Consider the following 23,406-nt stretch of genomic DNA (forward strand, 5'->3'; position numbering starts at 1 on the left):
TTGTGCTACCCCTAACCGGACGACTCGGAGGTTTTACCCTATTTGTTTAACGCCACCTAAATTACCTATATAATTATAATTTTTTTATATACTATGCGCCGTATGGGGTCTCTTTCGGAGCCAGCAGCCTATAGAAGAAAGCCCGCGGTCTGGTTGAGAAAAACGATTTCTCCAGCCAAACGCTAGCAGCTCAACAGCGCTAGCTTTCTTCTGCTTTTGCGAACCCAACTGATTCACGAAAAAACTGCGGCGATACGGCCGTATTTTTCTTGAAGAAGCGGCTGAAATAGTATTCATCCCCGAAGCCCAGCGCGAAGGCGATAGCCTTGACGGATTGACTGGTTAGGTACAGTTCGCGCTTGGCCTCCATAATGATTCGCTCCGTGATGAGTTGGCTGAGCGTCTTCTGATAATGGGACTTGACTAGGCGCGTTAGGCTTCGGGCGGGAACTCGTAACAGGTCGGCATACTCCCCGGCCGTGTGCAGGTGGCGGTAGTGCGTATTAATGGCATCTTGAAGTTGCTGCAGGAGCCAGGGCTCCCGGCCAGACGGGTTCTGCTCGGTGCCTAACGCGGGCTGTGCAGTACGAATACGGATAGCTTTCAGCAAAAAGAGCTTCAGATATAATACGATGGACTCTTGTTGTGCTACCTCTTGACGCCGTACTTCCTCTTGCATCACAGCTGCCAGGGCGGCAAATTCACGCACCGCCTCTGTTGTAACCGGGAAGAAGGGCGGCTCAAAAATTGTGTTGAACAAGATGCCATTGCTAGCTACCTCCTGCTGATGCCGGTAGATGCAGAAAAAGTCGGCATGAAAATCCAGGACCAGGCCCGCTACAGCGGTGCTGGCTTGGATAGTGTAAGGTTGGTAAGGGCCAAAACAACACAGCGTACTGCCAGCAAACAGGTAGGTGGCAAAGTTGGCGCGTATCTCGCCGCTGCCCTGCGTAAGCAGAATGAGGGAGTAATAATTATTGCGTTGTAAGTAATTAAACGGGGTGTCGTCGCTAAAGGAGTAGCTTCGAAACGCTAATTCACCCGTGTGCGGATGAGTTAGCAGGAGACAGTCAATCGCCATCGCGTGAGAAGAATAGCAGCTAGCCAACTGGACTAACTGCCCGCCAGCCCCTAAAGCGACCTATGCCCAGGCATAGGTCGCTTTAGGGGCTGGTAATTATTTGGCAGCCAAGATAGCTACTTGTTCAATGACAGGCGGCACGGCCAGCAAGTCGGCCGCATGGGCCATCAACGCAGCGGCAATAGGGCCGTTCAGATGCGCCTGCCGGCCTGCTTCATCCGGAAAGGTATCAAAGATACCGAAGGTGGCCGGCGCCAGCTGAATAGCATACCAGGTTATGGTAGCCGGCTCTTGCTGAGCCAGGGGCAGAGCGCCCGTCAAAAAATCGAGTACTGCCTGCTCTTTACCGGGCTTCGCTTCGAGCCGGACCAGCAATCCTACATTCTTCATGGAAGTGGGGGTTAGGTAAATTGATATAACAAAGGTGCTGCCTCTCTGAAAGGATTAACATGGACGGACGCAACTAGTGGCTGGACAAAAAGACCATGGCCGCTTCAAACCAGTATGTGAGCTCGTGTATCATGGTTTAACTGGCCCCGAATGGTGCAGTGGCTGTTGCAGAACTCGGCACGATGCAAAACGTGAAGGGCTTGAGGCTTCGAGACAGGCTAGAAAAGAACATGAGCAGGCCGTTCATCTATGCTCAGGAACTATTCTACGTAGTTGCTGAGCTGCCTTGAGAATTCTGGGGTTCTTTTGCCAAAAGGGCGGATTTACACGCTAAGCCCGGTTATCAAAGAGGGTTATAGTACTGCCTGAGAAAGACTGATTCTACGCTGTAGAGCGGGTGCGTGCTGCCTATCAACAAGGAACTCCTTTTTGATAACCTCCGATGCCCGCCAACCCGACCGACCAGCCCACCCGCGTGGCGCTCTATGCCCGCGTCTCCACCCTCGACAAAGGGCAGGCCCCGGAGACGCAGCTGCGCCCCCTGCGCGAGTACGCCCAGCGCCGCGGCTTTGCCGTTGTCGATGAATACGTGGACTAGGCCTCGGGTACCAGCGAGGAATGAACTCAGTACAAACGGATGATGGCGGCGGCCAAGAACCGGTAGCTCGACGCGGTGCTGGTCCGGCGCTACGACCGCTTTGCCCGCTCGACCCAGGCGCTGGTCAACGCGCCGAAGGAATTCCAGAGCCTAGGGGTGGACTTCGTCTCCTACCAGGAAAATATCGACACCACCACGCCCACGGGCGAGTTGGTGTTCCACGTCATGGCTTCGCTGGCCCTGTTTGAGAGCACGCTCATCAGCCAGCGCGTGCGCGCCGGCATGGCCCGGGCCAAAGCCCAGGGCAAGCATGTGGCCCGGCCGCCACTGGCCCAGTCTAAGCAGGAGGCCATTGCGCAGCTTCTGCGCAATTGCTTATCTATGAATCAAGTCATCAAGCAGTTAGACCTGGCCTATGGCACCGTCTACAATTACGCCCAGAAGCTAAAAAGTGCTTAGCGTGTAAATCCGCCCTTTGGGAAGAAGAACCCCTTTTAGCCATGGACTCGGAGGTTTTACCCTATTTGTTTAACAACACCCTACCTAGCTGACTGGAGTGTAACCAGTCACCTCCCCCCCGACAAGGAAGAATTTCTGGGCGGTGGTCTATTAAGAGGTGAAAAGCGTAGGAGGGATTATGGTTTACACGCAACATCTATGTGCCCAATGTGGCAGCGAACCTATTCGGCGCAATGGTCCGAGCCAAGGGCATGCCGAATATCAGTGTAAAGCCTGTGGCTACCAAGCGCGTTTTACGCCCGCTGCTGTCGCCAAAGCCGCCCAATATGCCCAGGTGGAAAAACTGTTAAGTAGAACGCAACTCCCAACGTAGCATTGTGCACGCCACGGGCGTGGCGCGCGTGACGGTGGCTAAGCTGCTAAAAAAAGCGCGGGCAGCTTCGCCCCCGCTGCCCCGACTGCGGCGGAAGAAGTTTTAGAAAAAACGCTGTAAAGCGCATAAGGTCTGGCTCTTGCTTGCGGTCGAACGCGCCAGTCGGCGCATCGTGGCGTGGGTTTTGGGCAACCGCAGTGCTCAAACGGCGCAGCGGCTGTGGCAAGCCTTGCCGCGTCGCTACCGCCGCCACTGCTGGTATTTTACCGACCGCTGGAATGCCTATACAAACGTGCTGCCCCGCTGGCGACACCGCCCGTATCTGAAAGGCGAAGGGCAAACCAGTATTGTCGAAGCTAGTAATTGCTCCTTACGGCAGCGGTGCGGTATGCTGGTGCGCAAATCCTGCTCCTTTAGCAAAAGTTTGGCAATCCATACTGCCCGCATTAAAATCGTTATCGATAACTACACTCTCACCTTAAATTAGACCACCACCCAAGAAACAACTGCTGTAGCTACCGGTTCTCCCCCACATCGCCTTAAGTAAAGCGAGGCCAAACGAGGAACATCATGGAGAATATCGAAAATAAAGTAGTCGTCATCACGGGCGCTAGCAGCGGGCTGGGCGAAACTACGGCTCGCCATTTGGCCAGCAAAGGTGCCGCCGTAGTGCTAGGCGCGCGCCGCCTCGAAAACCTGGAAAAAATTGCTGCCGATATTCGCGCCGCAGGCGGAAAGGTAGAGATTCTGCAAACCGACGTAACCAAAGCCGAAGAAGTAAAAGCCTTGGTTGATAAGGCTGTAGAAGCGTTTGGTCGCCTCGACGTTATCATCAACAACGCCGGCCTGATGGCCATTGCGCCCATGAGTGCCACCAAGGTGGACGAGTGGAACAGCATGATTGACATCAACATCAAAGGCGTGCTCTACGGTATCGCGGCCGCCTTGCCCGTGTTCGAGCAGCAAAAGTCCGGGCACTTTATCAATATCTCGTCGGTGGCGGGCATCAAAGTGTTCAGCCCCGGCGGCACCGTGTACAGCGGCACCAAATACGCCGTGCGGGCCATATCCGACGGGCTGCGCCACGAAGTAGGCGGCAGCATTCGCGTCACCAGCATCGAGCCCGGCGCGGTAGAGTCGGAGCTACAGCACGGCAGCTCGCACGAGGAAAGTGCCAAGGGCGTGGTAGAGTTCTACAAACAGGCTATTCCAGCGTCGTCAGTGGCCCGGGCCATTGCGTTCGCCATCGAGCAGCCCGCCGAGGTAGATATCAACGAAATTGTGCTACGCCCCACGGTGCAGGAGTTTTAAGCACGTCGTCCATATCTGGTAGCTCAAAGCGCCTGTCAGGTTGAGCTGGCGCAGCATCTTCCGTTAGAAATATGATTTCTCACGCGAAAAAATGCTGCGCCAGCTCAGCCTGACAGGCGCTTTAATATAGTAGGTAGGCTGGCTATTTTAGCAGCTCGTGCAGCGCGGTCTGCATCGAGAACGTCCGGTTGCCCGCTTCCTGAATGATAAGTGAGCCCGGCGCATCGAGCACCGCGTCCGAAACTTGGCCTTGGGTAAAAGGTTGGCACAAAAGCTAAACGGGCTGGCCAGTTCGTGCTGAGCATCACCGGCGTGACAAGGCCCGGTCAATACATGTCAGTCATGAGGAGCATTCTCGAGCGCATTCCAGTTCGCGGGTGGCGACGCAGTCTGTTGCGTATCGCTTCGGCAACTGACCTGCTCCCATCAAACTAGACCAAACTAAAGTAGAGAAATCAGGTGGCATGGTAAGATGCAGCTTTCTTAGAATGCCACCTACTATCAGATTCCAATCAACCTTCTTGTTTAGCTGCCCAGAATTGCCTAGTACATAAAAAGTCTTAGCACAAGAACTCCAAGCACCAGCGCCTGCTGCTTGCAAGCCGACTTATGCGAGTACCCTTTCCCCAAGACCTAAACGGCACTTCCCGCTCGTGACCACTAAGTCGACCGGTTCGCTACGGCGCATCTTTATGATACAGGAGCTTATGTCTGCCCGACCGGTCAACCACCGTTCGGCGCTCCTAGAATTGCGCCAAAGCAGGCACTACTGAATGTTAGCCCTGCCAGCGGCATCGCCGGGTTTTCCGTTTCAACTTTCGTGCGTCACTAGTAGCTAGTGGTCGGGGCTCGTTAACATTTATGCCCCTTCGGGTGTTAAATACTAAATGCGTTTAGTATTTATTCCTGTGGTCACGTTTGCCGATTTGCTGGTTGACCTTAGCTCCCTACACTTCGTCAGGCCAACTGCTGACTACTTGCAACAACAGCGGGTGCAACTGCGGCTGGTCAGCTACTCCTTCGAAGAACTGTCGCTGCGCCGCTTCGGCCAGCGGAATGGCCTGCGTGAGCGCGTGCACGCCTGCCGCGGTAAGCTGCACCTGCTTGCGCCGGCTGTCAGCCGGGTTGCGGGGGCGCTCGACCAGCGCCTTCTGCTCCAGCGCCTTGAGTACCTGCGAGAGCTGCATGGGGTGGATACCGCTGGTGGCCGCCAACTCAACCTGGCTCACAATGGCCCCGGCGCGCCCCAGCCACCCACTGAGCAGCAGGGTGATGAACTGCAAATGCGTCAGGTCGACGGCAGCGCACGCCCGGTCGATGTCGCGCTGATAGCGGTGAGCCACCCGCCACAGCAAGAACCCCGACGCCTCGGTGGGGTGCGAAAAAGGGGCGCGGGCGAAAAGCTGCGCCAGCGCCTGAACATCAACCGGCATACGACGGAGTAAAAAACCAAACTTACGGCCCCTAGGCTACAACGGCCCTAGGGTCCTCTTTCTTCCTTACCCCCTTTTCATTCCCCCATGGCGACTGACCACCCTTCCACTCCGACCGAGACACCGCAGCCTCCTCGCCCGGTGCGCTACACGCCCGAGGTCGAACAACTACTGCCCAACGAGGCCGAGCTGCTACTTCAAACCGGCGAAACGGTGCTGGGCATGGCCCAAACCGTGCGCCGAGCGCACGGCCACGCCATGCACGCCACCCACGCCAAGGCGGTAGGCCTGCTCAAAGGCACGCTTCTGATAGCCGACGACCTCCCCCCCGAGTTGGCGCAGGGCCTGTTTGCCCGGCCCGGCCGCTACGACGTGCTGGTACGCTACGCCCCCGGTCCCAGCAACCCCGTCTCCGACAAAGCCTCCGGCCAACGGGGCCTCTCGCTCAAGGTGCTCGGGGTCGAGGGCCCGCACCTGCCCGAGAGCCGCGAAACCACTACCCAGGATTGGGTGCTGGCCCTCGACCCGGCCTTCGTAGCCAGCACAGCCGAGGACTTCTTGCGCACGTTTCGGCGGTTTGCCGCCAAATCGCCAAGCATACCGGAAAACCTGATCGTGGCCGGGTCGCGCCTCGCCCGAGGAGCAGAAGCTGCGTTGGAAACCGTGGGCCTGGAAAGCAGCAACCTGCGCTTCTTCGGTCGCCCCCCCCAGCACCCGGCCAGCGAGGTCTATTACAGCCAGGCCCCGGTGCGCTACGGCGACTACATCGCCAAGCTCGCCGTCTTCCCAACCCCGGAAACGCTGGCCGCCATCGGCGACCCGGCCCTGGACACCAGCCACGACGACGAAGCCCAGCGCCACGCTATGCAAGCCTATTATACGCAGCATGCGGGCACCTACGAGGTACGCGTGCAGCTCTGCACCGACCTGCAAACCATGCCCGTGGAGGATGCCGCCGTTGTGTGGCCCGAGGCGCAAAGTCCCTACCGCACCGTGGCCCGGCTGGTACTACCCCCGCAGGAAGCCTATTCCGAAGCCCGGCGCCAGTACGTGGATGAGCGCCTGGCCTTCAACCCCGTGCACGCCCTGGAAGCCCACCGGCCCCTAGGCTCCATCATGCGCGTGCGTACCAAAGTCTATATCCAAGCGCAGGATTTTCGTCAACAAGCCAATGGCGTAGTCCCCGCCGAGCCCCGCAGCCACGCCGAGGTGCCCGACTAACTCTTCCCTAATCTAGTCCGGCGGCTGGAACCACCTGGGTAGCTAGTGGCTGGAGCTTTCGGGCTGACACGAGCTGCTAGTATTGCCGGATAGTGGCTTCTTCATCAACTGCCAGAGCCTAAGGTAAGGTTTATAAACGCCGCCGTATACATCAAGGCGGCCCTTACTTGGAGGGGAATACCTGCTCTTATGCGCTATACAGACAGTCCCGACCTTCGGCCGAAGGTCGGGACTGTCTGTATAGAACACTCATCGTACCTAAAGTCCATGTAAGTGAATCTCCACTACTTTTATTGGCCAGCTGCTCATAAGTAAGTATTATGATACCTAAAGTCTCGGTAAAGGGCTGAGGTGGTTCAGACAGCTTTTGTAGCGCAAAAAGAAGAATTAGCGTCGCTTGGCTCGCTGACCACGAAAGCTGGTTACTCCTTAAATAATAAGGAGTGGTTTGACTCTGGATGCGTTGATAGAGCACCCGACGAATAAGTGAGAATGACGTTTCCTTGTTGCTACCTATCTGAACCAGTTACCTCACTCGACGATAAGCAACGCTTTTTCTACTTTAGCTTAGGCTAGTTTATTAGCAGGAGGTCAACCTGTACGCTTCCCCTTTCGATAGGAAAAATGACTTCCTGCTGCCCGCTGTTTGGCTTCCAAGGGCGGCTAAGACTATCGTCTCTTGCTACGGCACGTTGGTGCCTTTTTCGAACAGGCAAGCTCCTGGTATTCCACGTTGGTAGCTTTCCTAGTTGGTTGATAATCCCGCTTTGCAGCTTACGAACTGGTCGGGGGACAACGGTAGGGCTGGCTACTCAGCGGGTGATGCTGCCCTTTCGCATGCAGCACCCCTCAAGGAGTTGTCGAGTAGCGCTGCCTGGCCGGCAACTAGAGCTACGCGTTAACAGCAACGAGCGAGCGGGTCGACCCGCTCGCTCGTTGCTGTTAACGCCTGCCTGTCCGTTGAAATAGCCTAGGCTACCTGGCTTCCGTACACGGTTTGCAGGTAAGTTTTGAGCGTGGTGGGGGCGTGGCCCAACAACTGCGCCAGGGCGGGGCTGGTGGCCGCGAACTCCTGGTCGCGCATGGCGGCGGCCATGCCGGTCAGCAGCGTGATGAAGGGCTCGGGCACTTGCTGCTGGCGCGCCCCGCTGGCCAACTGCTCCTCAGAAATCTCCACGTACTGGATGGGCCGGCCCACTACCTCGCTCAACGCGCTGGCCACTTCGGCCAGGGTGTGGGCCGGGGCGGGAGCCAGCTCGTACACCTGGTTGGCAGGGCCGGGGCTGGTGAGCAGGTTGGCCAACGCCTGGGCCACGTCGGTGCGCAGCACGAAGCTCACGCGGCCCTCGCCGGCCGCGAAGTAAAACTGGCCGTCGGCCACGACGGTGGGGCCGAGCAGCAGGGGCAGCAAGTCCAGGTACAGCGTATCGCGCACCAGGGTGTAGGCTAGCCCCGACTGGCGCAGGTACTGCTCGGTTGCGTAGTGGCCGGGCGAGGCCCCGAACTTGGAGGTGGGGGTCGGGTTCACGCCGCTCACGTACACGACGTGGCGCACGCCGGCCTGCTTCGCCGCATCAATTACGTGCTGGTGCTGCTGCACGCGCACGGCGTGTGCTAGCTCGCTGGTGGCGATGAACAGCAGGGTGTCCACGCCCTGGAAGGCGGCCGTCAGCGAGGCCGGGTCGTTATAGTCGCCGGGCCGAACGTGCACGCCTCGGGCGCGCAGGTCGGCGGCTTTCTGCGGGTCGCGGGCCACGGCAATCACTTGCTTGGGGGCTACCTGAGTGAGTAAGGCGTGGAGGGTGGCTTGGCCGAGTTGGCCGGTAGCGCCGGTGATGGCATACATAGGGGAAAGGTGGGTTTGAAGTCCAATGGTTACTTTTGATAACCCAAAGGTATTCGGTCCCTTTTGCGCGGCGCAAGAGGGCATTTTTTCCTTTCCAAGGCACATGCAGGTAACTATTGCTCATAGCCAACATACTAAAAATGCGGCCGCAGCCAAAAAATTAATAACGGTGCCCGTCGACGGCTTTACCGCGTGCCCGGTGCGCGATGTGCTGGCCCGCATCGGCGACAAATGGTCGCTGCTCACGGTGCTGCACCTGGGCAGCGCCGAGCAGCTGCGCTTCAACGAGCTGCGCCAGCGCATCCCCGGTATTTCGCAGCGCATGCTTACGGTCACGCTGCGAGCGCTGGCGCACGACGGCTTCGTAGCCCGCACGGTGTTCGCGGAAGTGCCGCCTCGCGTGGAGTACCACCTCACGGCGCTGGGGCAGAGCCTGCTGGGCCAGCTGGTGGCGCTGGGCAGTTGGGCGGCCGACCAGCTGCCGGCCATTACGGCCGCCCGCCAGCAGGGGGGTCTCAGTTAGAAGTTTGGTACAGCAGTAGCTTACAGTCCCCAGCAGCTTTCGGGTAGCAACCTAACCATAGGGGCCAACTCTTTGAAAAAAATGGCTGGCTATCTGATACCCTGCCCTGCTAATATGAGCAGAGGCACACTACTCCAATAAGGGTTAGCCAAAAACGCTCGAAAAAAGGGCCTCCACGCACTGGAAACGCCCTCTCGAAAAGCATCCAATAAGGGCCTGTGGCTGTTGCAACAAACTTCAGCTTGTTCGAAGCGGGGTGTAGCTAGCGCCAAGACTTTCCAAAAGCCGCTTTTCAACCATTTTACGCGCCCGCTTTGTCTGCGTAATGGCTAGGCATACAATACTCAATTGAGTTCTGCAACAGCCACGCCCTAACCTTAAAACGGCATCTGGCCTTAAAAAGTGGTTTAAATACCTACTACATATAATGTATGTAGTACAGGAACCAAGTATAATCGCAGCGCTCGGGCTTGCTCTGTAGCTCGCCCAGTCGCCAAAGCTCCTGAAGGCGGGATGCTATTTCACAGTAGTATGCCTTCAATTTCTTTGGGTAGGCTATCCCCACGAACGGTACGCGTGCCTAGCACCAGCAGGAAGAGGGGCTGACGTCAGCGGAAGTAGGTAGAGCTGCATAGGTAAAGAAGCGGGGGCTATCTGGCGCGGCCTTCCTCTTCGGCGCTGCCCGACGCCTGATTTTTGCTACTAAACGTGGACTTACCAAAGTTGTAGGTGAAGCGTAGCGTAGCCTGACGGGTGTTGCGCCGCTGTAGGATGTCCAGGTCGATGTTCTGGTACTGGGTGGCGAAATGCTCGCGATAGGTATTGAAAACATCACCTACACTCAGCTGCACGTTACCGTGCTTCTGCAACACGTCTTTTTGCAAGGCCAGCGACACGGAGCCGTTGGCGTAGTTATAGTAAATGGAGGAGGTTGTGGGCGAGTTATAGAAGTATTTCACTTCCAAACTGTAGCCCTTGGGCAGGGTGAATACTTGGCTGCCATCGACGCTGAACTGCCAACCGTGGGTGTCGATGGTGCCGCCGCTGGGGTAGGCTGACTGCGTGCGCAGAGAGGAGAACTGAGCATAATGCTGGGTTTTCCACCAGCGTGTTAAGCTCAGGGGGGCCGCCACGTCGAGCCACGCCTGCGTTTGCTGGCCCAGGTTAAAGCGTGTATAACGAATGACCTTAGTTTGGTCGTTTTGCAACGGAATCTGCACAAATACATCTTTGTCGAGCAGATAATTAGCGCTAAACGTCAGTGCTTTGTGTTGGTAACTCAGGCTGGCCGTGTTGTGGGTCACGGGCAGCAGAAAGGGGTTGCCCTCAATGTACGTGTAGTAGTCGGCGTAGAGGGGAGCGGGGTTCAACTCCCAAAAAGCAGGCCGTTCCATTTTGCGCGAGTAACTCAAGGTCAAGCTATTGGCCTCCGTAAGTTTTCGCTCCACTTTCAGGCTCGGCAGCCAGCGAAAATAACGCCGGTCCAGTTCCTGGCCCAGGGTGAGCGAAGTGCCCCGCGCCGTGGTATTCTCCACCCGCAGGCCGGCTTCTACCTGCAGGCCGTTCCAGGCGCGCGAGAATTGGACATAGCCAGCTACAATCTGCTCGTGGTAGCGAAACTGATTGCTGCGCGAGGCATCATACCCATAAGTACCGGTGGCAACGTCGCCAGCTTGCAGCGAGTCGTTGCGTACATCATTGGCCGAGTGCGTATCTACCAGCTTGCTGCCTAACTCCAACTTGCCGGCTTTCCCGAGTGCGTGGGTGTAGTCGACGCGCAGCGAGCGGATGGTGATGTCGGTGGCAAACTGCCCCGCCAACACGAACGGCAGTCGCAAAGCCGCACCCTGCTCCGAGCGAAAGTTGTTTTGCAACAACTGATGGCTAGGTGTGCGGTAGGTGGCATAGTCGGCGAAGGCCAGCAGCTTGTCGCCCCGGCTGTTAAGCGTGCCGGCGTAGTTCAAGTCCAGGGCCACGTTGCTGGGCGTTAACTGCGTGTGGCTGGCTACGTCGAGCAGTATGCGGCCCGGCGTGGCGCCGCCTGTAGCCTGGCCGGTTTGTTCGGTCAGGCTGGTTAAGTCTTGGGTGCCGGGTGCCCAGTTGCCTTTGGCAAACACCCCAAGCTGGTGGTTTTTGCGCAGCGCGTAGTCGGCCGAGAACTGGTAGGATAGCGGCCGATTCACCGTCGTGTGGAGGCCGCTGCTGCTAAACAGGGTAGCCTCTTGCGCGGTACGCACGGTGCGTAGCGCCTCATTGGTTACGTAATTTGGCGACAGGGCGTAGCCTACGCGGCCGTAATAGGCCCAACGGTCGGTTTTGTAAGTAGCGCTGCCCCCGGTTTGGTAGCCGGCTTGGCGGTGATTTTGGGAGTAGCCGCCGTAGAGGCTTCCCTTCCAGCCCAGCGTTTTATCACGCGTGAGCTTGATATTAATCACGGCCCGCGTCTCGCCGTCGAATTGCGCCGACGCATTGGCGATAACCTCCACCTGATCGATGTCGGCGGCGGCCAGATTGCGTAGCTCATCGGCCGTGAGTGGCTGCTGTCGTCCCTCAATGTATACCACTGGCGCGTACCGACCCGCAATGCTGAGCGCGCCGTCGGCGCTCACCACTAACTCCGGCGCCCGGTCTAGCACGTCGAGGGCAGTACTAGCGGTTTTAAATAGCGGATTACGCACGTTGAGCACGGTTTTGCCGAGCGTGTGCTCCACAGCGGGCCGCTCGCCCTGTACCACCACCTCGCCCAGCGCGTGGGCCGTGGACTTCAACACGAGGGTGCCTAGGTTGGCCCCGCCCGGCGCAAGCGGGGCGCTGGTGTACGTGGCAAATCCTACGGCCATTACCCGCAGTCGGTAGCGCCCGGCCGGCAAGCCGATTATGGCAAACGCTCCGCTTACATCGGCTGCATCAGCCTTTACTAAGCTAGAATCGGCGGCAGTAAGTATGGCCACGGTGGCAAAGGGCACGGGGGCATCGTTGGCGTCGGCTACCCGGCCCTTGACTACACCGGCTTGGGCGAAGGTGAGGTAACTAAGCAGCGTGAACAGCAAGGTAAGTACAGAGCACTTCAAGGTAGAGAGCAAGGGCTTGGTTAAATTTACCCGTTCCGCTACCAGGTTTGTGCCATCTAGTTAACTGACTTTAAATCAAGTAATTATAAAAATACAGAACCGTAATAAGTGTTCGAAAGCGAACACTTACTGCTCGCTACTGAACAGGCGCAAGCCTACTACTTTGCCCGCAGGGCCGGCGCGGGTGGGGCCAGCGCCGCTCGCAGCGTCAGGTAGCCGATGGTGAGCAGCGTTAGGGCCGCCGTACCTGCCAGGGTAGCCCCAAATAGCCAGGGGGACAAGCTAATATGTGTATCGAACTGTACCAACCAACGCTGCATGAGCCAGCCCGCAAGCGGTGCGGCTACCAGGAAAGCCGCTACCAGCAACCCGGCAAATTCGCCCACAAACGAGGCTATAATCTGCCAGGGCCGCGCTCCGAATATCTTGCGGATGCCGATTTCGCGGGCTCGCCGCTGCGCCAGAAACGCGATGAGCCCGTACAAGCCCAAGCACCCTACCGCAATGGCCGTGAGGGCTGCCAGCCGCACGATGGCCAATTGCTGCCGCTCCCGGTCGTAAAACCCGGCCAAGACGTCGGCGAGGCGTGTACTGCTGAAGAGCTGGTTGGGGTAATAGCGGTGCCAGATGGCGCGCACGGCGGGCGGTGGGGTACCGCCCATGCTCGGAGCCAGGTGCAGAGTTAGGGCCCGGTATTCGGTCCGGTTAGTATAGAGCACAAGGGAAACCGACTCATTCTGGAAGCCCTGGTAGCGCCAGTCGCGCACTACCCCCAGAATAGGCCCCGCCGACGACTCGTCCCCGTTTTCAAGGCTCAGGTGGTGGCCGATAACGGCCTGCGGCGAGCCGACCCCCAAGTGGCGCACGGCCGTTTCGTTAAGCAGGTAGCCGCGCACCGTGTCGCTGGCGGGTAGGTTGTGCCCCCCCACCAGTTGCAAGCCAAATAGCGGCACGTACTGCGCATCGGCGGGTAGGCGCGCCAGCAGAAACGGCTCGCGGGCAGCGCGGTGGTCATAGGCAAATGGGCTGGTATTGATGGTGCTCAGAGCGGGTACATCAGAGCAGAAGCTTAGGTCCAGCACGCCCGGCACTTGGCTTAGCTCTTGGCGGAGCTGCCGGAAAACGGCGGGCCGCAGCGGGCGGGCGGGCAGCAGCACCCGGTCGCGGCTGGCAAAGCCGGGGTCGGCGGTGAGCCACACCGTGAGTTGCTGAAACATCACCAGCACGGCCAGCACAAACCCTTGGCTTAGCGCTAGTTGCGCCACTATTAGGCCACGCCGCACCCACAGGCCTCCGGCCGCCAGCGTGGGGGCTTGCCCCTTTAGCACCTGCGCCGGTCGGAAGCCAGCCAGCACCCGGCCGGGGTACCAGCCCGCGCCTAGCGTCACGAGCGTCACCAGCCCAGCCAGAAACAGCCACGCTGCCCCGTCGAGCTGGAGCGGCACCGGCGCATCGGTCCACCCGCGCAGGCCGGGTAGCCCGGCGTAGGCCAGCACCAGGCCCGCACCGGCAGCGGCCAGCACCAGCAGCAAGGTTTCAGTCATAAACTGCCAGAAAATGCGCCGGCTGGTGGCTCCCACCGTGCGCCGCACGCCTATTTCGCGTCCCCGGCCCAGGGCCTGCGCCGTGGCCAGGTTCACAAAGTTGACGCCCGCCGTGAGTACCAGCAGTGCCCCAATCAGGATTAGTACTTGCAACGTAGCGCGGTCAATGTAGCGGCCTTCGTTATAAGAGGCCGAAAAATGCTGTGCCAGCAAGGGCAGTACCCGGTAGCGCTGGTTGCCGAGCGTGGCCGGAAAGTGCGCCCGATGCAGCGCCATAAGCGCTTTCTCCAATTGGGCGGGGGTGCCGCCGGGCGGCAGCAGCACCCAGGCGTGCGTCTGCGAGCTAACCTGCTCCCAGGAAGTGAGCGGCGTGCCCGCGTGCTGGTAATAGCGCAGCGTGGCATAGGAAATGAACAGCTCATAGGGCTGGTCGGTGTTTGGCGGCAGGTCGCCCAGTACCCCTGTCACCTGTACTTCGAGGGAGTTGTTGAGGCGCAGGCAGCGACCCAGCGGATTGGCCGCGCCAAAATACCGGTGAGCCAACCGCCGCGTGAGCACCGCCGTAAAGGGCCGGCGCAGCGCCCGCGCTGCCGTGCCCACCTGCCAGTGGTAAGCCAAAATCGAGAAGTATGCGGGCTCCACGAAGGCCACGGCTTTGTCTTCGGCGTACGTAGCTTCCAGCTGCCCGGCCACCCCCAGCACCCGCACGTACTGGTCGGCCTGCCCGATGCTCATGGCTACGGCCCGCAGCCAGGGCACTTCGCGCCGCAATGCGGGACCTACTGGCGTCGGAATGCCCGCGTTATAGGCGATGCCCCCGTAACGCTGCTCCGTCACCAGCCGGCAGATGCGAGCGGCCTGCGGCTGGTAGGTGTCGAAGCTCTGGTGAAAGCGCACGAACCAGTATAGCAACAGACTGCACGCCAATGCCAATACCAGCCCCCCCACGTTCAGGGCCGTGTAGGCGGGGTGCTGGCGCAGCATGCGCAGGGCGTAGAGTAGGTGCGGAAGCATTTGATAATTAATGCGTCGCGAGCAGTACCTGCCCATCGTGCAGGCGCACGGTGCGGTGCGCGTACAGGGCATCCTGCTCCGAGTGGGTTACCATCACTACCGTCATGCCCGCCTCGTTGAGGTCGGTGAGCAGGCGCATTACGGCCTCCCCGTTAGCCGAGTCGAGGTTGCCGGTGGGCTCATCGGCTAGTAACAGGCGGGGCTGGCTTACGACTGCCCGCGCGATGGCCGCCCGTTGCTGCTGCCCACCCGAAAGCTGCGCCGGCCGGTGTTGCTGCCGGTGCAGCAGTTGCAAGCGCTCCAGTACGGCTTCTACCCGCTGCCGCCGTTCGGCGGCGGGCACGCGGGCGTACACCAGCGGCAGCTCCACGTTCTGATACACAGTCAGCTCATCAATGAGGTTAAAATCCTGAAAGACGAAGCTAATGCGGGGCTGCCGGAACAAGTCGCGTTGCCGCTCACTCAGGCGCGTCACGTCCGTGCCCTCGAATAGATACTGCCCGCCATCTACCGTGTCGAGCAGGCCGAGCACGTTGAGCAAAGTTGATTTACCGCAGCCCGACGGCCCCATAATGGCCACAAAATCGGCGGCGGCTACTTGCAGGCTCACGTTGAGCAAGGCCGGCGTTTCAACACCGCCGGCCAGCCAGCCAGTGGGCCGGTATATTTTCTGAACGTGGTGCAGCGCAAGCAAGGGTCAGGTGGTAGTGAAGCCGCAAAGTACGCTTGAGCGCGGGCCACTGGCCGCGCATCCCACCCCACCGGGCTACTTTTGAGCAGCCAACCCTCGTTTTGCGCCGCATGGCCAGTGTTCTCCCTGTTTTAGCTAAAGCTACCGTTCTTATCGTGGACGACGACCCCGACGTGCTGTTGGCGCTGGCCGTGCTGCTGCAGCCGCTGGTAAGCCAGGTCACGACGGAGAAAAACCCTGAGCGCATGCCCACTTTGCTGCGCCAAATGCGCTTCGACGTGGTGCTGCTGGACATGAACTACCAGCGCGCCCGCAACACCGGCAACGAGGGCTTCTACTGGCTGGCGCAGTTGCGCCAGTTGGCCCCCAGCACCGCCGTGGTACTCATGACGGCCTACGGCGACATCGACCTAGCAGTGCGGGCGCTGAAAGAAGGGGCCCGCGACTTCGTGGTAAAACCCTGGCGCAACGAGAAGCTGGTGGCGGCCCTTACGGAAGCTTTGGGCCGCACCAGCGGAACTGGCGCAACCCCCACCCAGTCCGCCAGCGGCACAGCGGCGCTCATCGGCGAGTCCGACGCCATGCAGGCTGTGCGCTACAAGCTTGAAAAAATAGCCGCCACCGATGCCAACGTGCTCATTCTGGGCGAAAACGGTACTGGCAAAGATGTGGTAGCCCGGCTGCTGCACCACCTCTCACCTAGGGCGGCGGCCCCGTTTGTGGCCGTGGATTTAGGGGCCGTAACGGAGAGTTTATTTGAGTCCGAGCTGTTTGGTCACCTTAAAGGGGCATTCACTGACGCCCGGCAAGACCGGCCCGGCCGCTTTGAGGCGGCGCAGGGCGGCACGCTGTTTCTGGATGAAATTGGCAATCTGCCGCTGCCGCAGCAAGTAAAGCTGCTGGCCGTGCTGCAAAACCGCCAAGTGACGCGCCTGGGCAGTAATGCACCGGTGCCTATCGACGTGCGAGTGGTGTCGGCAACCAACGCGCCGCTCTATCAATTGGCGGCCGAAGACCGATTCCGCAAAGACCTTGTCTACCGGCTCAACACCATCGAAATAACCCTACCACCTCTACGCGAGCGTGGCGACGACGTGGAACTGCTCGCCCACTATTTCACCGCGCACTACGCCGAAAAATACCGTAAAGCTGACCTCACGCTAACCCCGTCGGCGCTGGGGCGGCTGCGGGCGCACCCGTTTCCAGGTAATGTGCGAGAGCTACAGCATACCCTGGAACGAGCCGTTATTATGGCCGAAAGTGTCACATTGCGGGCGGAGGATTTGCTGTTTTCGGCCCTCGAAAGTACCGTGCCCGTTGCCGCGCCACTGCGGCTCGATGAGCTGGAAAAGTCAGCTATCCAACGCGTTATTGACAAGTATCAGGGCAATATCTCCCAGGCCGCCCGCGAGCTGGGTATTACGCGCATGGCCCTGTACCGACGCCTGGGCAAGCATAACATCTAGCCATGCGCCACTCGTACCCTGTGGCGCTGCTAGGACGCGCCAGTCTGCTGCTGCTCGCCCTCACGGGCGTGGCCTATGCCTTGGTGAGCCAGCAGCCCCTCTATTGGGTGCCGGGCCTGCTGCTGGCGGCTGGGCTGGTGGCTGAATTAGCACACTACCTCAACCGCAGTAACCGCGATCTAGCCGATTTCTTGGCCGGACTTCATTACGAGGACTACGCCCTTACCTTCGGCACACAGCAAGTGCCGGCCAGCGCAAGTCAGCTGCGGCAGGCGTTCAACCAAATAAATCGCTCGTTTCAGCAGCTTTCCCGCCAGAAGGAGGCACAGCACCTGTACCTGCAGAATGTGCTGGCGCTAGTCAACACTGGTATTCTTTCTTTTCACGACCCGCATGCCGAGCCGGGCAAGTCAACTCCCGGCGACATACGTTGGATGAACGAGTCGCTGAAGCGCCTGCTGGGCGTGCCCTATCTGAAGAATATCCAGGCCTTGGAAAAGCGCGATGCGGGGCTCTATGCGACCCTGCTGGCGCTACGACCGGGCGACAACCGCACGATTCGCCTGCACCAGCAGCCGGTGCTGCTTTCGGCCACGGCTTTTACCGATGAGTACGGCCGCTCGTTGCTGGTAGCTTTCCAGCCGGTGCGCGAAGTGCTGGAAGAAACCGAAGCCCTCGCCTACCAGAAACTACTACGGGTGCTAACCCACGAAATTATGAACTCGGTGGCGCCCATTGCCTCGCTGGCCGATACGCTGCACCAGCAGTTGGCCGTTGCCCCGGCTGCCGGGCCGTTGCCCGCCGACATGGGTCGCAGCTTGGCCGTTATTCGCCAGCGCAGCGAGGGATTGCTGCACTTCACCCAAACGTACCGGCAGTTTAGCCAACTCGCGGCAGTTTCTTTCCAAACCGTACCCGTCTGGTCGCTCTTCGAACACGTGCTGACGCTACTTGAGCCCACCTTTGCGCAGCGCGGCTGCGAGCCCGATGTAGTGCTGGCCAACCCAGACCTGTGCATCCAAGCTGACCTAGCGCTTATAGAGCAAGTGCTGCTCAACCTGCTAACCAATGCCCTGGAAGCGCTGCACACCCAGGCCACGCCCCAATTGCGCCTGGCAGGCTACGAGCAGGCACCACACCGCGTGGTACTCGAAGTGGCCGACAATGGCACTGGTATCCCATCGGCACTAGTAGAAGAAATTTTCGTCCCCTTCTTTACTACTAAGCCCACCGGCAGCGGCATTGGCCTAAGCTTGTCGCGGCAAATCATGCAACTGCACCGCGGGAGTCTCCAAGTGCAATCGGTGGAAGGCGTTGGCAGCCAATTTTACCTGTTGTTTCCGCAAGTACAACTTAATTCCTCAACCTAACTGATTAGCAATCAATACTAGTAGCAATTGACAGCCTAGAACCGACACCCGTGATTCTTATACCTTGTCTCACAAGGAATTGTAGTAAAATGATGCCTGTATTGGTGTTGATTACCAACAATAGTTACTCCAATAAGGGCCTGTCTAAATACGCCGGGCAGAATCTTCAGTTCGGATGGTTCTATAGCCTATAAGGCAGTAGGACTCCGTACACCTTATTTCCTGCTTTTTCGGAGCTCACCAGAATACGGTGCTCATTGGCTATCCGGGTTGCAGGTCACTCATTTCAGGGAAGACATACTGAAGGCCCTAGCAGCTGGGTGGCCGCGCCAACTCTAAACTAGAAATCCTCGTTGAACCGGCCTTACCTAGTTTTCGCGCATGCTCCTTTTGCACCGCCTCACCTGGCTGCGCATCGCGGCCGCCTGGGGCTTCTTTACGCTCTTCATGCTGGTGCTCGTGTATGCGCAGGCCCTCGTGGGCACGGCGCCCTGGCACGGGCGGGCGCTGCTGCTGGCCCCCCTCATTTACGGCCTGACGGGGGCCCTGCTCACGCCCTTTGTTTTTTGGCTGGCCCAGCGCTTCGACCTCACGGCGGGGCGGGCCCGCTGGTTGCCTTACTTGCTGCTGCACGCCGGGGCCAGCGTGGTGCTGACCATCGTGTACCGCGCCATTTTTTTGAGCACGCTTTTTCTGACCAGCGGCGGGCAGGGCCCCGTTTCCTGGGCGGCAATTTTGGCGGGGGTTAATACCTGGGTGCCCATCTACTGGCTGCTGCTGTGCGTGGTGTACGGCCTCGACTACCACGCCCGCTGGCAGCACCGCAGCGTGGAAGCCAGCCGCCTGGCCGCGCAGCTCGCCCAAAGCCAGCTGCAAGTGCTGAAGCAGCAACTCAACCCCCATTTTCTCTTCAATACCCTCAACGGCATTGCCACGCTCATCGGCGACGAGCCGAAAGCTGCCCAGCGCATGACGGCCAAGCTGGGCGAGTTTTTGCGCTTGGTGCTCGACCACACCGATGCCCAGCAGGTGCCGCTTACGCAGGAGCTGCACTTCATTCAGCTGTATCTGGAGATGGAGCAGGTGCGCTTCGCCGGCCGCCTGGCCGTGACGGTACAGGTGGCCCCGGCGGCCCGGCTGGCCGTGGTGCCCCACCTGCTGCTGCAGCCCCTGGTAGAAAACGCCGTGCGCCACGGGCTGAGCGCCGCCGGGGTGGGCAGCATTCACATTGAGGCCGACCGGCGGGGCGACCAGTTGCTGCTGGCCGTGCGCGACTCTGGGCCGGGGCTGGCGCCGGCTACTTCGCGCGGCGTGGGCCTGGCCAATACCGAGCAGCGTTTGCAAATGCTCTACGGTGAGCGCTACGTGCTGGCGCTGGACCCCGCCCCGGACCAGGGCACCGTGGTGCGCCTCGAACTTCCTTTTCTCATTTGATTTCTCAATACCCAGTCACTAGCCAGGCGAGAAAAACGCCCTTGCAGCTTAGCGCCGCGCGTGCTGAAATCTCTTTTATCATCCTACCCCGCCGCCCTTGGACCCCCTGCGTACCCTTGTCGTAGATGATGAGCCCCTGGCCCGCCGACGCATCGGGCAGCTGCTGGCCGAGTGGCCCGATTTCCGCATTGAGGGCGAGTGCTGCAACGGCATGGAAGCCGTAGCCGCCCTGCGCGGCGACCGCGACCTGGACCTGGTTTTTCTGGATGTGCAAATGCCCGATTTCAGCGGCCTGGAAGTGCTCCAGCGCGTGCGCGACCTGCCGGGCCTGCCGCTGGTGGTGTTCGTGACAGCCTACGACCAGTACACGCTGCAAGCTTTTGAAAACCATGCCGTCGATTACCTGCTCAAGCCCCTGGACCCGGACCGCTTCGCGCGCAGCCTCGCGCACGTGCGCCGTCTCAGCAGTCGGCAGCCGGAGGGCGAGCGCCAGCCGCAGCTAGCCGGCTTGCTGCAAACGCAGCCGCCCGCGCCCGCCGCGGCGGCTTTTCTGACCCAGCTGCTGATCAAGCAGCCGGGCCGCTTTTACTTCGTGCCCACCGAGCAGGTGCAGTACCTGGCCGCCGCGGCCAACTACGTGACGGTGCACGCGCAAGGGGCCCGGCACCCGCTGCGCACGACCCTGAGCCAACTGGCGCAGCAGCTTGACCCAGCGCAGTTTCTGCGCATTCACCGCTCGCTCATCGTCAATACGCAGCACATTAAGGAATTGCACCCCTGGGCGCACGGCGAGTTTTTGCTGACCCTGCACGATGGCACGCACCTCAGCTCCTCGCGCAGCTACAGCGAGGGCGTGCAGCAATTCCTGCGGCAGTTCGGCGGTGGCTGATTGCAAAGGGGTAGGGTCCCGCGGCCCGGTGGGCAGCCATTCGTCCCCGCCAGCGGCCGGTTCGTCCCTTTGGGTTAAGCGCTTTGAACTGGTCGCCGTAAGGGTTAACTTATTCCCTCGTTTTAGTGAACAAGTCAACGGGCAGTGGCGCGGGAATAAGTTTCAAGCGAAACAGCGAAAAACAGTTCAAAAAAGCGGTTCAATAATTAAAGCACAGCTAACCTCCTGCACGGCTTGAGAATCCTGTGATTTAGACGCAACCGACTGTACCTGCGTCTTTACCCAGAACCAAGTTTGGCAACTCAATGGCATGACTTAGCCGCTACTGCACGGCCAAGCGCTGCACGGCGGCGGTGCCGTCGGCGGCTTCGGCGCGCACCAGGTAGAGGCCGGGGGCCAGGCCGCTGAGGGTCAAGTCGTGCTGGCGGGCCAGGGCGTCGGGGGCCCGGACGAGGCGGCCGGTGGCGTCGATTACCGATACGCGGGTGGGCTGGGCGGTTTCGACGGTGGCTTGGGTGTGGGCGGGGTTGGGGTACAGGGTTAGGCCCAGCGTGGCGGCGGCTGCCGGAGGGCGCGTGGGCGTGGGCGTGCCGCGGCGCACGGCGTAGCTGCTGAGGCCCCCGGTTTCGGTGCCGATGAACAGCTCGGGTACGCCGTCGGCGTTCACGTCGGCCGCGGCCAGGCCGTAGCGCACCAGGGCGCTTTGGCCCAGGCGGTTGGCTTCGTACTGGCTCAGCAGGGCGTTCCAGAACAGGTTGGTGCGGGGCGCGGTGGGGCCGGCCAGCAGCGTGCGGTAGTTGCTGAAGAACCGGACGGCGCCGGTGTTGTCGGCCGTCACGAGGTCGGGCAGGCCGTCGCCGTCGAAGTCGGCCACGGTGGGGCTGAGGTGGAAGGGTCGGGCGCCGGCCCCGTCGCGGATTTGGCCCAGGTCGTTATTCACCGCCACGAAGGCATTTTCGAGCACCACGCCGGGGCCCTGGTTGCGGAAATAGCGCAGCGACTGGCCCGGCTCGGTGTAGTCGTCGGTGCCCAGCAGCAGGTCCACGTTGCCGTCGCCGTCCACGTCGGTGAAGCACGGCATGTCGCCCATAAAGCCGGGCAGCACGCCGCTGCCCGCCGCGCCCTGGGGCTTGAAGTAGTTGGCCGTGGTGGGGTCGAACGCCGCCGGGCGGCCGGCAGCGGCCGTGTTCAAAATATAATAAATCCGGTTGACGCCCTGGTAGTTGGCGGCGTAGGCCAGGTCCAGGGCCCCGTCGCGGTTCAGGTCCACCAGCGCGGGCTTGAGGGCGAGGAACACGTTGGGCGCGGTGCCCTTGGCGGCCAGGCCCATGTAGTCGCGCGACACGAGGCTGAACACCGGCTTGGCGGCCGTGCCCACGTTGCGGTAGTAGGTGAGGCTGGCGCGGTACTGGCCGTTCACGCGGTCGGCGTTGTTGCCGATGAGCAGATCGGCCAGGCCGTCACCGTCAATATCGCCGAAGGTGGGGGCCGCCGCCTCGCTCACGTCGATTACGTCGTTGGTGAGGAAGCCCTTGGGCTGGTAACCGAAGGCCGGGGCCCCGGTGGCGGCCGTGTTGCGGTACAGGCGCACGTTGTCGCGCTGGCTCACGTTGTCCTGGCTGTTGTCCAGCATGTTGGGGGCCACCACCAGGTCGTTAATGCCGTCAAAATCGGTATCAACCAAGTACCCCGCCGGGAACACCGGCAGGCGCACGGGGTTGGCCGCCGATGGGAAATCGGTGCGGATGCTACTGGCCGTGAGCCGGGCCAGCTGGTTGGTGCCTTGGTTGAGCAGCGCCACCAGTTCGGGGCAGTTGTCGCGGCCGTCGAGCACGTCGTTCACGCCGTCGCCGTTCACGTCGAGCACCAGCAGGTTGTGGCCGCCGGTGTGGGTGGGCTTGGCGGCCGGCACGCCGCCCCGGCAGGCCAGGCCCGGCAGCTGGTAGGCGGCGCAGGCGGCGCACGTTTGCAGCTGGGCCCAGTAGTTGGTGTCAATCTTATAGGTTAGGGCCGCCCCGCAGGCATCGGGGCTGGTATTCAGGTACAGCTCGATAATGTTGGCCGTCACGAAGTCGTAGCTGAGAATGTCGAGCTTGCCGTCGCCGTTCACGTCGGCAATGGCGGGCATGTTGTAGCCACCAATGGTGAGGTTGCTGGTGCCCACGCCGGCTCCCGAGAAGCGCAGCTGGCTGGTGGTGAGCTGGAAGATGGGCCGCCCGCCGATGCCGGCTACGTTGCGAAACACCCGAATGTCGCCCCCGTTCACGTAGCTAAACAGGTCGGGGCGGCCGTCGCAGTCGTAGTCGCGCAGCAGGGCCCAGCCCGCCAGGTCCGCCGGAAACAGGGCCTCGTAGTCGGGCGCGTACTGCCAGCCGCGGCCGCCGCCCGGCTGCGCCGCGTTCAGAAACGTGTAGCAGCGGTTGGTTTGGCGGTCGAAGGCGAAGAGGTCGTTGCGGCCGTCGCCGTTCAGGTCGATGCTGCTGAACTGGGGCGTGTTGAAGCCACCGGCCCAGGCCTGGCGCAGCGTGTCGGCGCCCTCCACCACGGCCCCCGCGGCGCGGAACTCGAACCCGACGAAAGTAGCGGTTTGGGCGCGGGCGGCCGGGGCCCCCAGCAGCAGTAGCAACAGCAAAACGGCGTAGCGGCGCAGCATAAGCAAACGGTTAGAACCTAATGGAAACGGGCCCGCCAC

Annotated in this window: 16 protein-coding genes and 2 pseudogenes; 9 read left to right on the forward strand and 9 right to left on the reverse strand. The window is 60.6% G+C overall.

All coding sequences use genetic code 11. The annotated features are described in order from the left end of the window. Positions 1-199 precede the first annotated feature (199 nt). Together EAH73_RS12825 and EAH73_RS12830 are read right to left on the reverse strand one after the other, a co-directional pair. A complete protein-coding gene (locus EAH73_RS12825) occupies positions 200-1,081 on the reverse strand; it encodes a helix-turn-helix domain-containing protein (RefSeq protein ID WP_140467141.1) in 882 nt (293 codons plus the stop codon). Positions 1,082-1,177: 96 nt separating this feature from the next. Continuing rightward, positions 1,178-1,471, reverse strand: a complete 294-nt coding sequence (locus EAH73_RS12830; RefSeq protein ID WP_019949546.1) for a putative quinol monooxygenase — start codon at positions 1,469-1,471, stop codon at positions 1,178-1,180. 442 nt (positions 1,472-1,913) lie between these two features. On the opposite strand from EAH73_RS12830, the pseudogene EAH73_RS12835 reads away from it, so the two are divergent. From EAH73_RS12835 to EAH73_RS12845, 3 genes and pseudogenes are all read left to right on the forward strand, one after another. Further along, a pseudogene (locus EAH73_RS12835) lies at positions 1,914-2,528 on the forward strand (recombinase family protein). Positions 2,529-3,028: 500 nt separating this feature from the next. Beyond that, positions 3,029-3,388 (forward strand): annotated as a pseudogene (locus EAH73_RS12840) (IS1 family transposase); the annotation flags it as partial. 80 nt (positions 3,389-3,468) lie between these two features. Continuing rightward, complete coding sequence (locus tag EAH73_RS12845; RefSeq protein WP_410503764.1) at positions 3,469-4,212, forward strand: SDR family oxidoreductase; 744 nt, start codon at positions 3,469-3,471, stop codon at positions 4,210-4,212. Between the two features lie 142 nt (positions 4,213-4,354). Here the strand turns inward: EAH73_RS12845 and EAH73_RS23895 are convergent, their stop codons facing one another. Continuing rightward, on the reverse strand, positions 4,355-4,483 hold the full coding sequence (locus EAH73_RS23895) for a hypothetical protein (RefSeq protein ID WP_262490745.1): 129 nt from the start codon (positions 4,481-4,483) through the stop codon (positions 4,355-4,357). Between the two features lie 676 nt (positions 4,484-5,159). Continuing rightward, positions 5,160-5,645 (reverse strand): MarR family winged helix-turn-helix transcriptional regulator, encoded by a 486-nt coding sequence (locus EAH73_RS12855; protein ID WP_140467145.1) that lies wholly within the window; start codon positions 5,643-5,645, stop codon positions 5,160-5,162. A gap of 87 nt (positions 5,646-5,732) precedes the next feature. On the opposite strand from EAH73_RS12855, the gene EAH73_RS12860 reads away from it, so the two are divergent. Then, complete coding sequence (locus tag EAH73_RS12860) at positions 5,733-6,866, forward strand: catalase family protein (protein ID WP_140467147.1); 1,134 nt, start codon at positions 5,733-5,735, stop codon at positions 6,864-6,866. A 970-nt stretch (positions 6,867-7,836) separates the two neighbouring features. Here EAH73_RS12860 and EAH73_RS12865 read toward each other — a convergent pair. Then, entirely contained in the window at positions 7,837-8,712 is an 876-nt protein-coding gene (locus tag EAH73_RS12865) for an SDR family oxidoreductase (RefSeq protein WP_161599538.1), read from the reverse strand. Between the two features lie 169 nt (positions 8,713-8,881). On the opposite strand from EAH73_RS12865, the gene EAH73_RS12870 reads away from it, so the two are divergent. Next, positions 8,882-9,235: a winged helix-turn-helix transcriptional regulator gene (locus EAH73_RS12870; protein WP_240047238.1), complete on the forward strand. Its 354-nt coding sequence runs from the start codon at positions 8,882-8,884 to the stop codon at positions 9,233-9,235. 650 nt (positions 9,236-9,885) lie between these two features. Here EAH73_RS12870 and EAH73_RS12875 read toward each other — a convergent pair. From EAH73_RS12875 to EAH73_RS12885, 3 genes are all read right to left on the reverse strand, one after another. After that, positions 9,886-12,306 (reverse strand): outer membrane beta-barrel family protein, encoded by a 2,421-nt coding sequence (locus EAH73_RS12875; protein WP_140467153.1) that lies wholly within the window; start codon positions 12,304-12,306, stop codon positions 9,886-9,888. 158 nt (positions 12,307-12,464) lie between these two features. Next, the gene (locus EAH73_RS12880; protein ID WP_161599539.1) at positions 12,465-14,864 is read right to left on the reverse strand and encodes an FtsX-like permease family protein; all 2,400 of its coding nucleotides are present in this window, start codon (positions 14,862-14,864) and stop codon (positions 12,465-12,467) included. A gap of 7 nt (positions 14,865-14,871) precedes the next feature. Then, positions 14,872-15,558, reverse strand: a complete 687-nt coding sequence (locus EAH73_RS12885; protein ID WP_140467157.1) for an ABC transporter ATP-binding protein — start codon at positions 15,556-15,558, stop codon at positions 14,872-14,874. A gap of 107 nt (positions 15,559-15,665) precedes the next feature. Here EAH73_RS12885 and EAH73_RS12890 point away from each other — a divergent pair, with 107 nt between their 5' ends. The 4 genes from EAH73_RS12890 to EAH73_RS12905 all read left to right on the forward strand — a co-directional run bounded on the left by EAH73_RS12890 (position 15,666) and on the right by EAH73_RS12905 (position 20,714). Beyond that, complete coding sequence (locus tag EAH73_RS12890) at positions 15,666-17,021, forward strand: sigma-54-dependent transcriptional regulator (RefSeq protein WP_140467159.1); 1,356 nt, start codon at positions 15,666-15,668, stop codon at positions 17,019-17,021. Between the two features lie 2 nt (positions 17,022-17,023). Beyond that, positions 17,024-18,391 (forward strand): sensor histidine kinase, encoded by a 1,368-nt coding sequence (locus tag EAH73_RS12895; protein WP_140467161.1) that lies wholly within the window; start codon positions 17,024-17,026, stop codon positions 18,389-18,391. 381 nt (positions 18,392-18,772) lie between these two features. After that, on the forward strand, positions 18,773-19,825 hold the full coding sequence (locus EAH73_RS12900; RefSeq protein WP_140467163.1) for a sensor histidine kinase: 1,053 nt from the start codon (positions 18,773-18,775) through the stop codon (positions 19,823-19,825). Positions 19,826-19,922: 97 nt separating this feature from the next. Continuing rightward, complete coding sequence (locus tag EAH73_RS12905) at positions 19,923-20,714, forward strand: LytR/AlgR family response regulator transcription factor (protein WP_140467165.1); 792 nt, start codon at positions 19,923-19,925, stop codon at positions 20,712-20,714. A 322-nt stretch (positions 20,715-21,036) separates the two neighbouring features. On the opposite strand, the gene EAH73_RS12910 is transcribed toward EAH73_RS12905, so the two are convergent. Then, positions 21,037-23,367: a T9SS type A sorting domain-containing protein gene (locus EAH73_RS12910; RefSeq protein ID WP_140467167.1), complete on the reverse strand. Its 2,331-nt coding sequence runs from the start codon at positions 23,365-23,367 to the stop codon at positions 21,037-21,039. Positions 23,368-23,406: the final 39 nt, after the last annotated feature.

It is taken from the genome of Hymenobacter nivis (assembly GCF_006439025.1).
In the GTDB taxonomy this organism is placed as follows: Bacteria; Bacteroidota; Bacteroidia; order Cytophagales; family Hymenobacteraceae; genus Hymenobacter; species Hymenobacter nivis_A.

Excerpts from the sequence above, each read along its gene's own strand:
- EAH73_RS12900 (WP_140467163.1), top strand. The coding sequence starts at position 18,773 with ATGCTCCTTTTGCACCGCCTCACCTGGCTGCGCATCGCGGCCGCCTGG.
- EAH73_RS12855 (WP_140467145.1), bottom strand. The coding sequence starts at position 5,645 with ATGCCGGTTGATGTTCAGGCGCTGGCGCAGCTTTTCGCCCGCGCCCCT.
- EAH73_RS12910 (WP_140467167.1), bottom strand. The coding sequence starts at position 23,367 with ATGCTGCGCCGCTACGCCGTTTTGCTGTTGCTACTGCTGCTGGGGGCC.
- EAH73_RS12895 (WP_140467161.1), top strand. The coding sequence starts at position 17,024 with ATGCGCCACTCGTACCCTGTGGCGCTGCTAGGACGCGCCAGTCTGCTG.
- EAH73_RS12825 (WP_140467141.1), bottom strand. The coding sequence starts at position 1,081 with ATGGCGATTGACTGTCTCCTGCTAACTCATCCGCACACGGGTGAATTA.
- EAH73_RS12880 (WP_161599539.1), bottom strand. The coding sequence starts at position 14,864 with ATGCTTCCGCACCTACTCTACGCCCTGCGCATGCTGCGCCAGCACCCC.
- EAH73_RS12860 (WP_140467147.1), top strand. The coding sequence starts at position 5,733 with ATGGCGACTGACCACCCTTCCACTCCGACCGAGACACCGCAGCCTCCT.
- EAH73_RS12865 (WP_161599538.1), bottom strand. The coding sequence starts at position 8,712 with ATGTATGCCATCACCGGCGCTACCGGCCAACTCGGCCAAGCCACCCTC.
- EAH73_RS12890 (WP_140467159.1), top strand. The coding sequence starts at position 15,666 with ATGGCCAGTGTTCTCCCTGTTTTAGCTAAAGCTACCGTTCTTATCGTG.
- EAH73_RS12830 (WP_019949546.1), bottom strand. The coding sequence starts at position 1,471 with ATGAAGAATGTAGGATTGCTGGTCCGGCTCGAAGCGAAGCCCGGTAAA.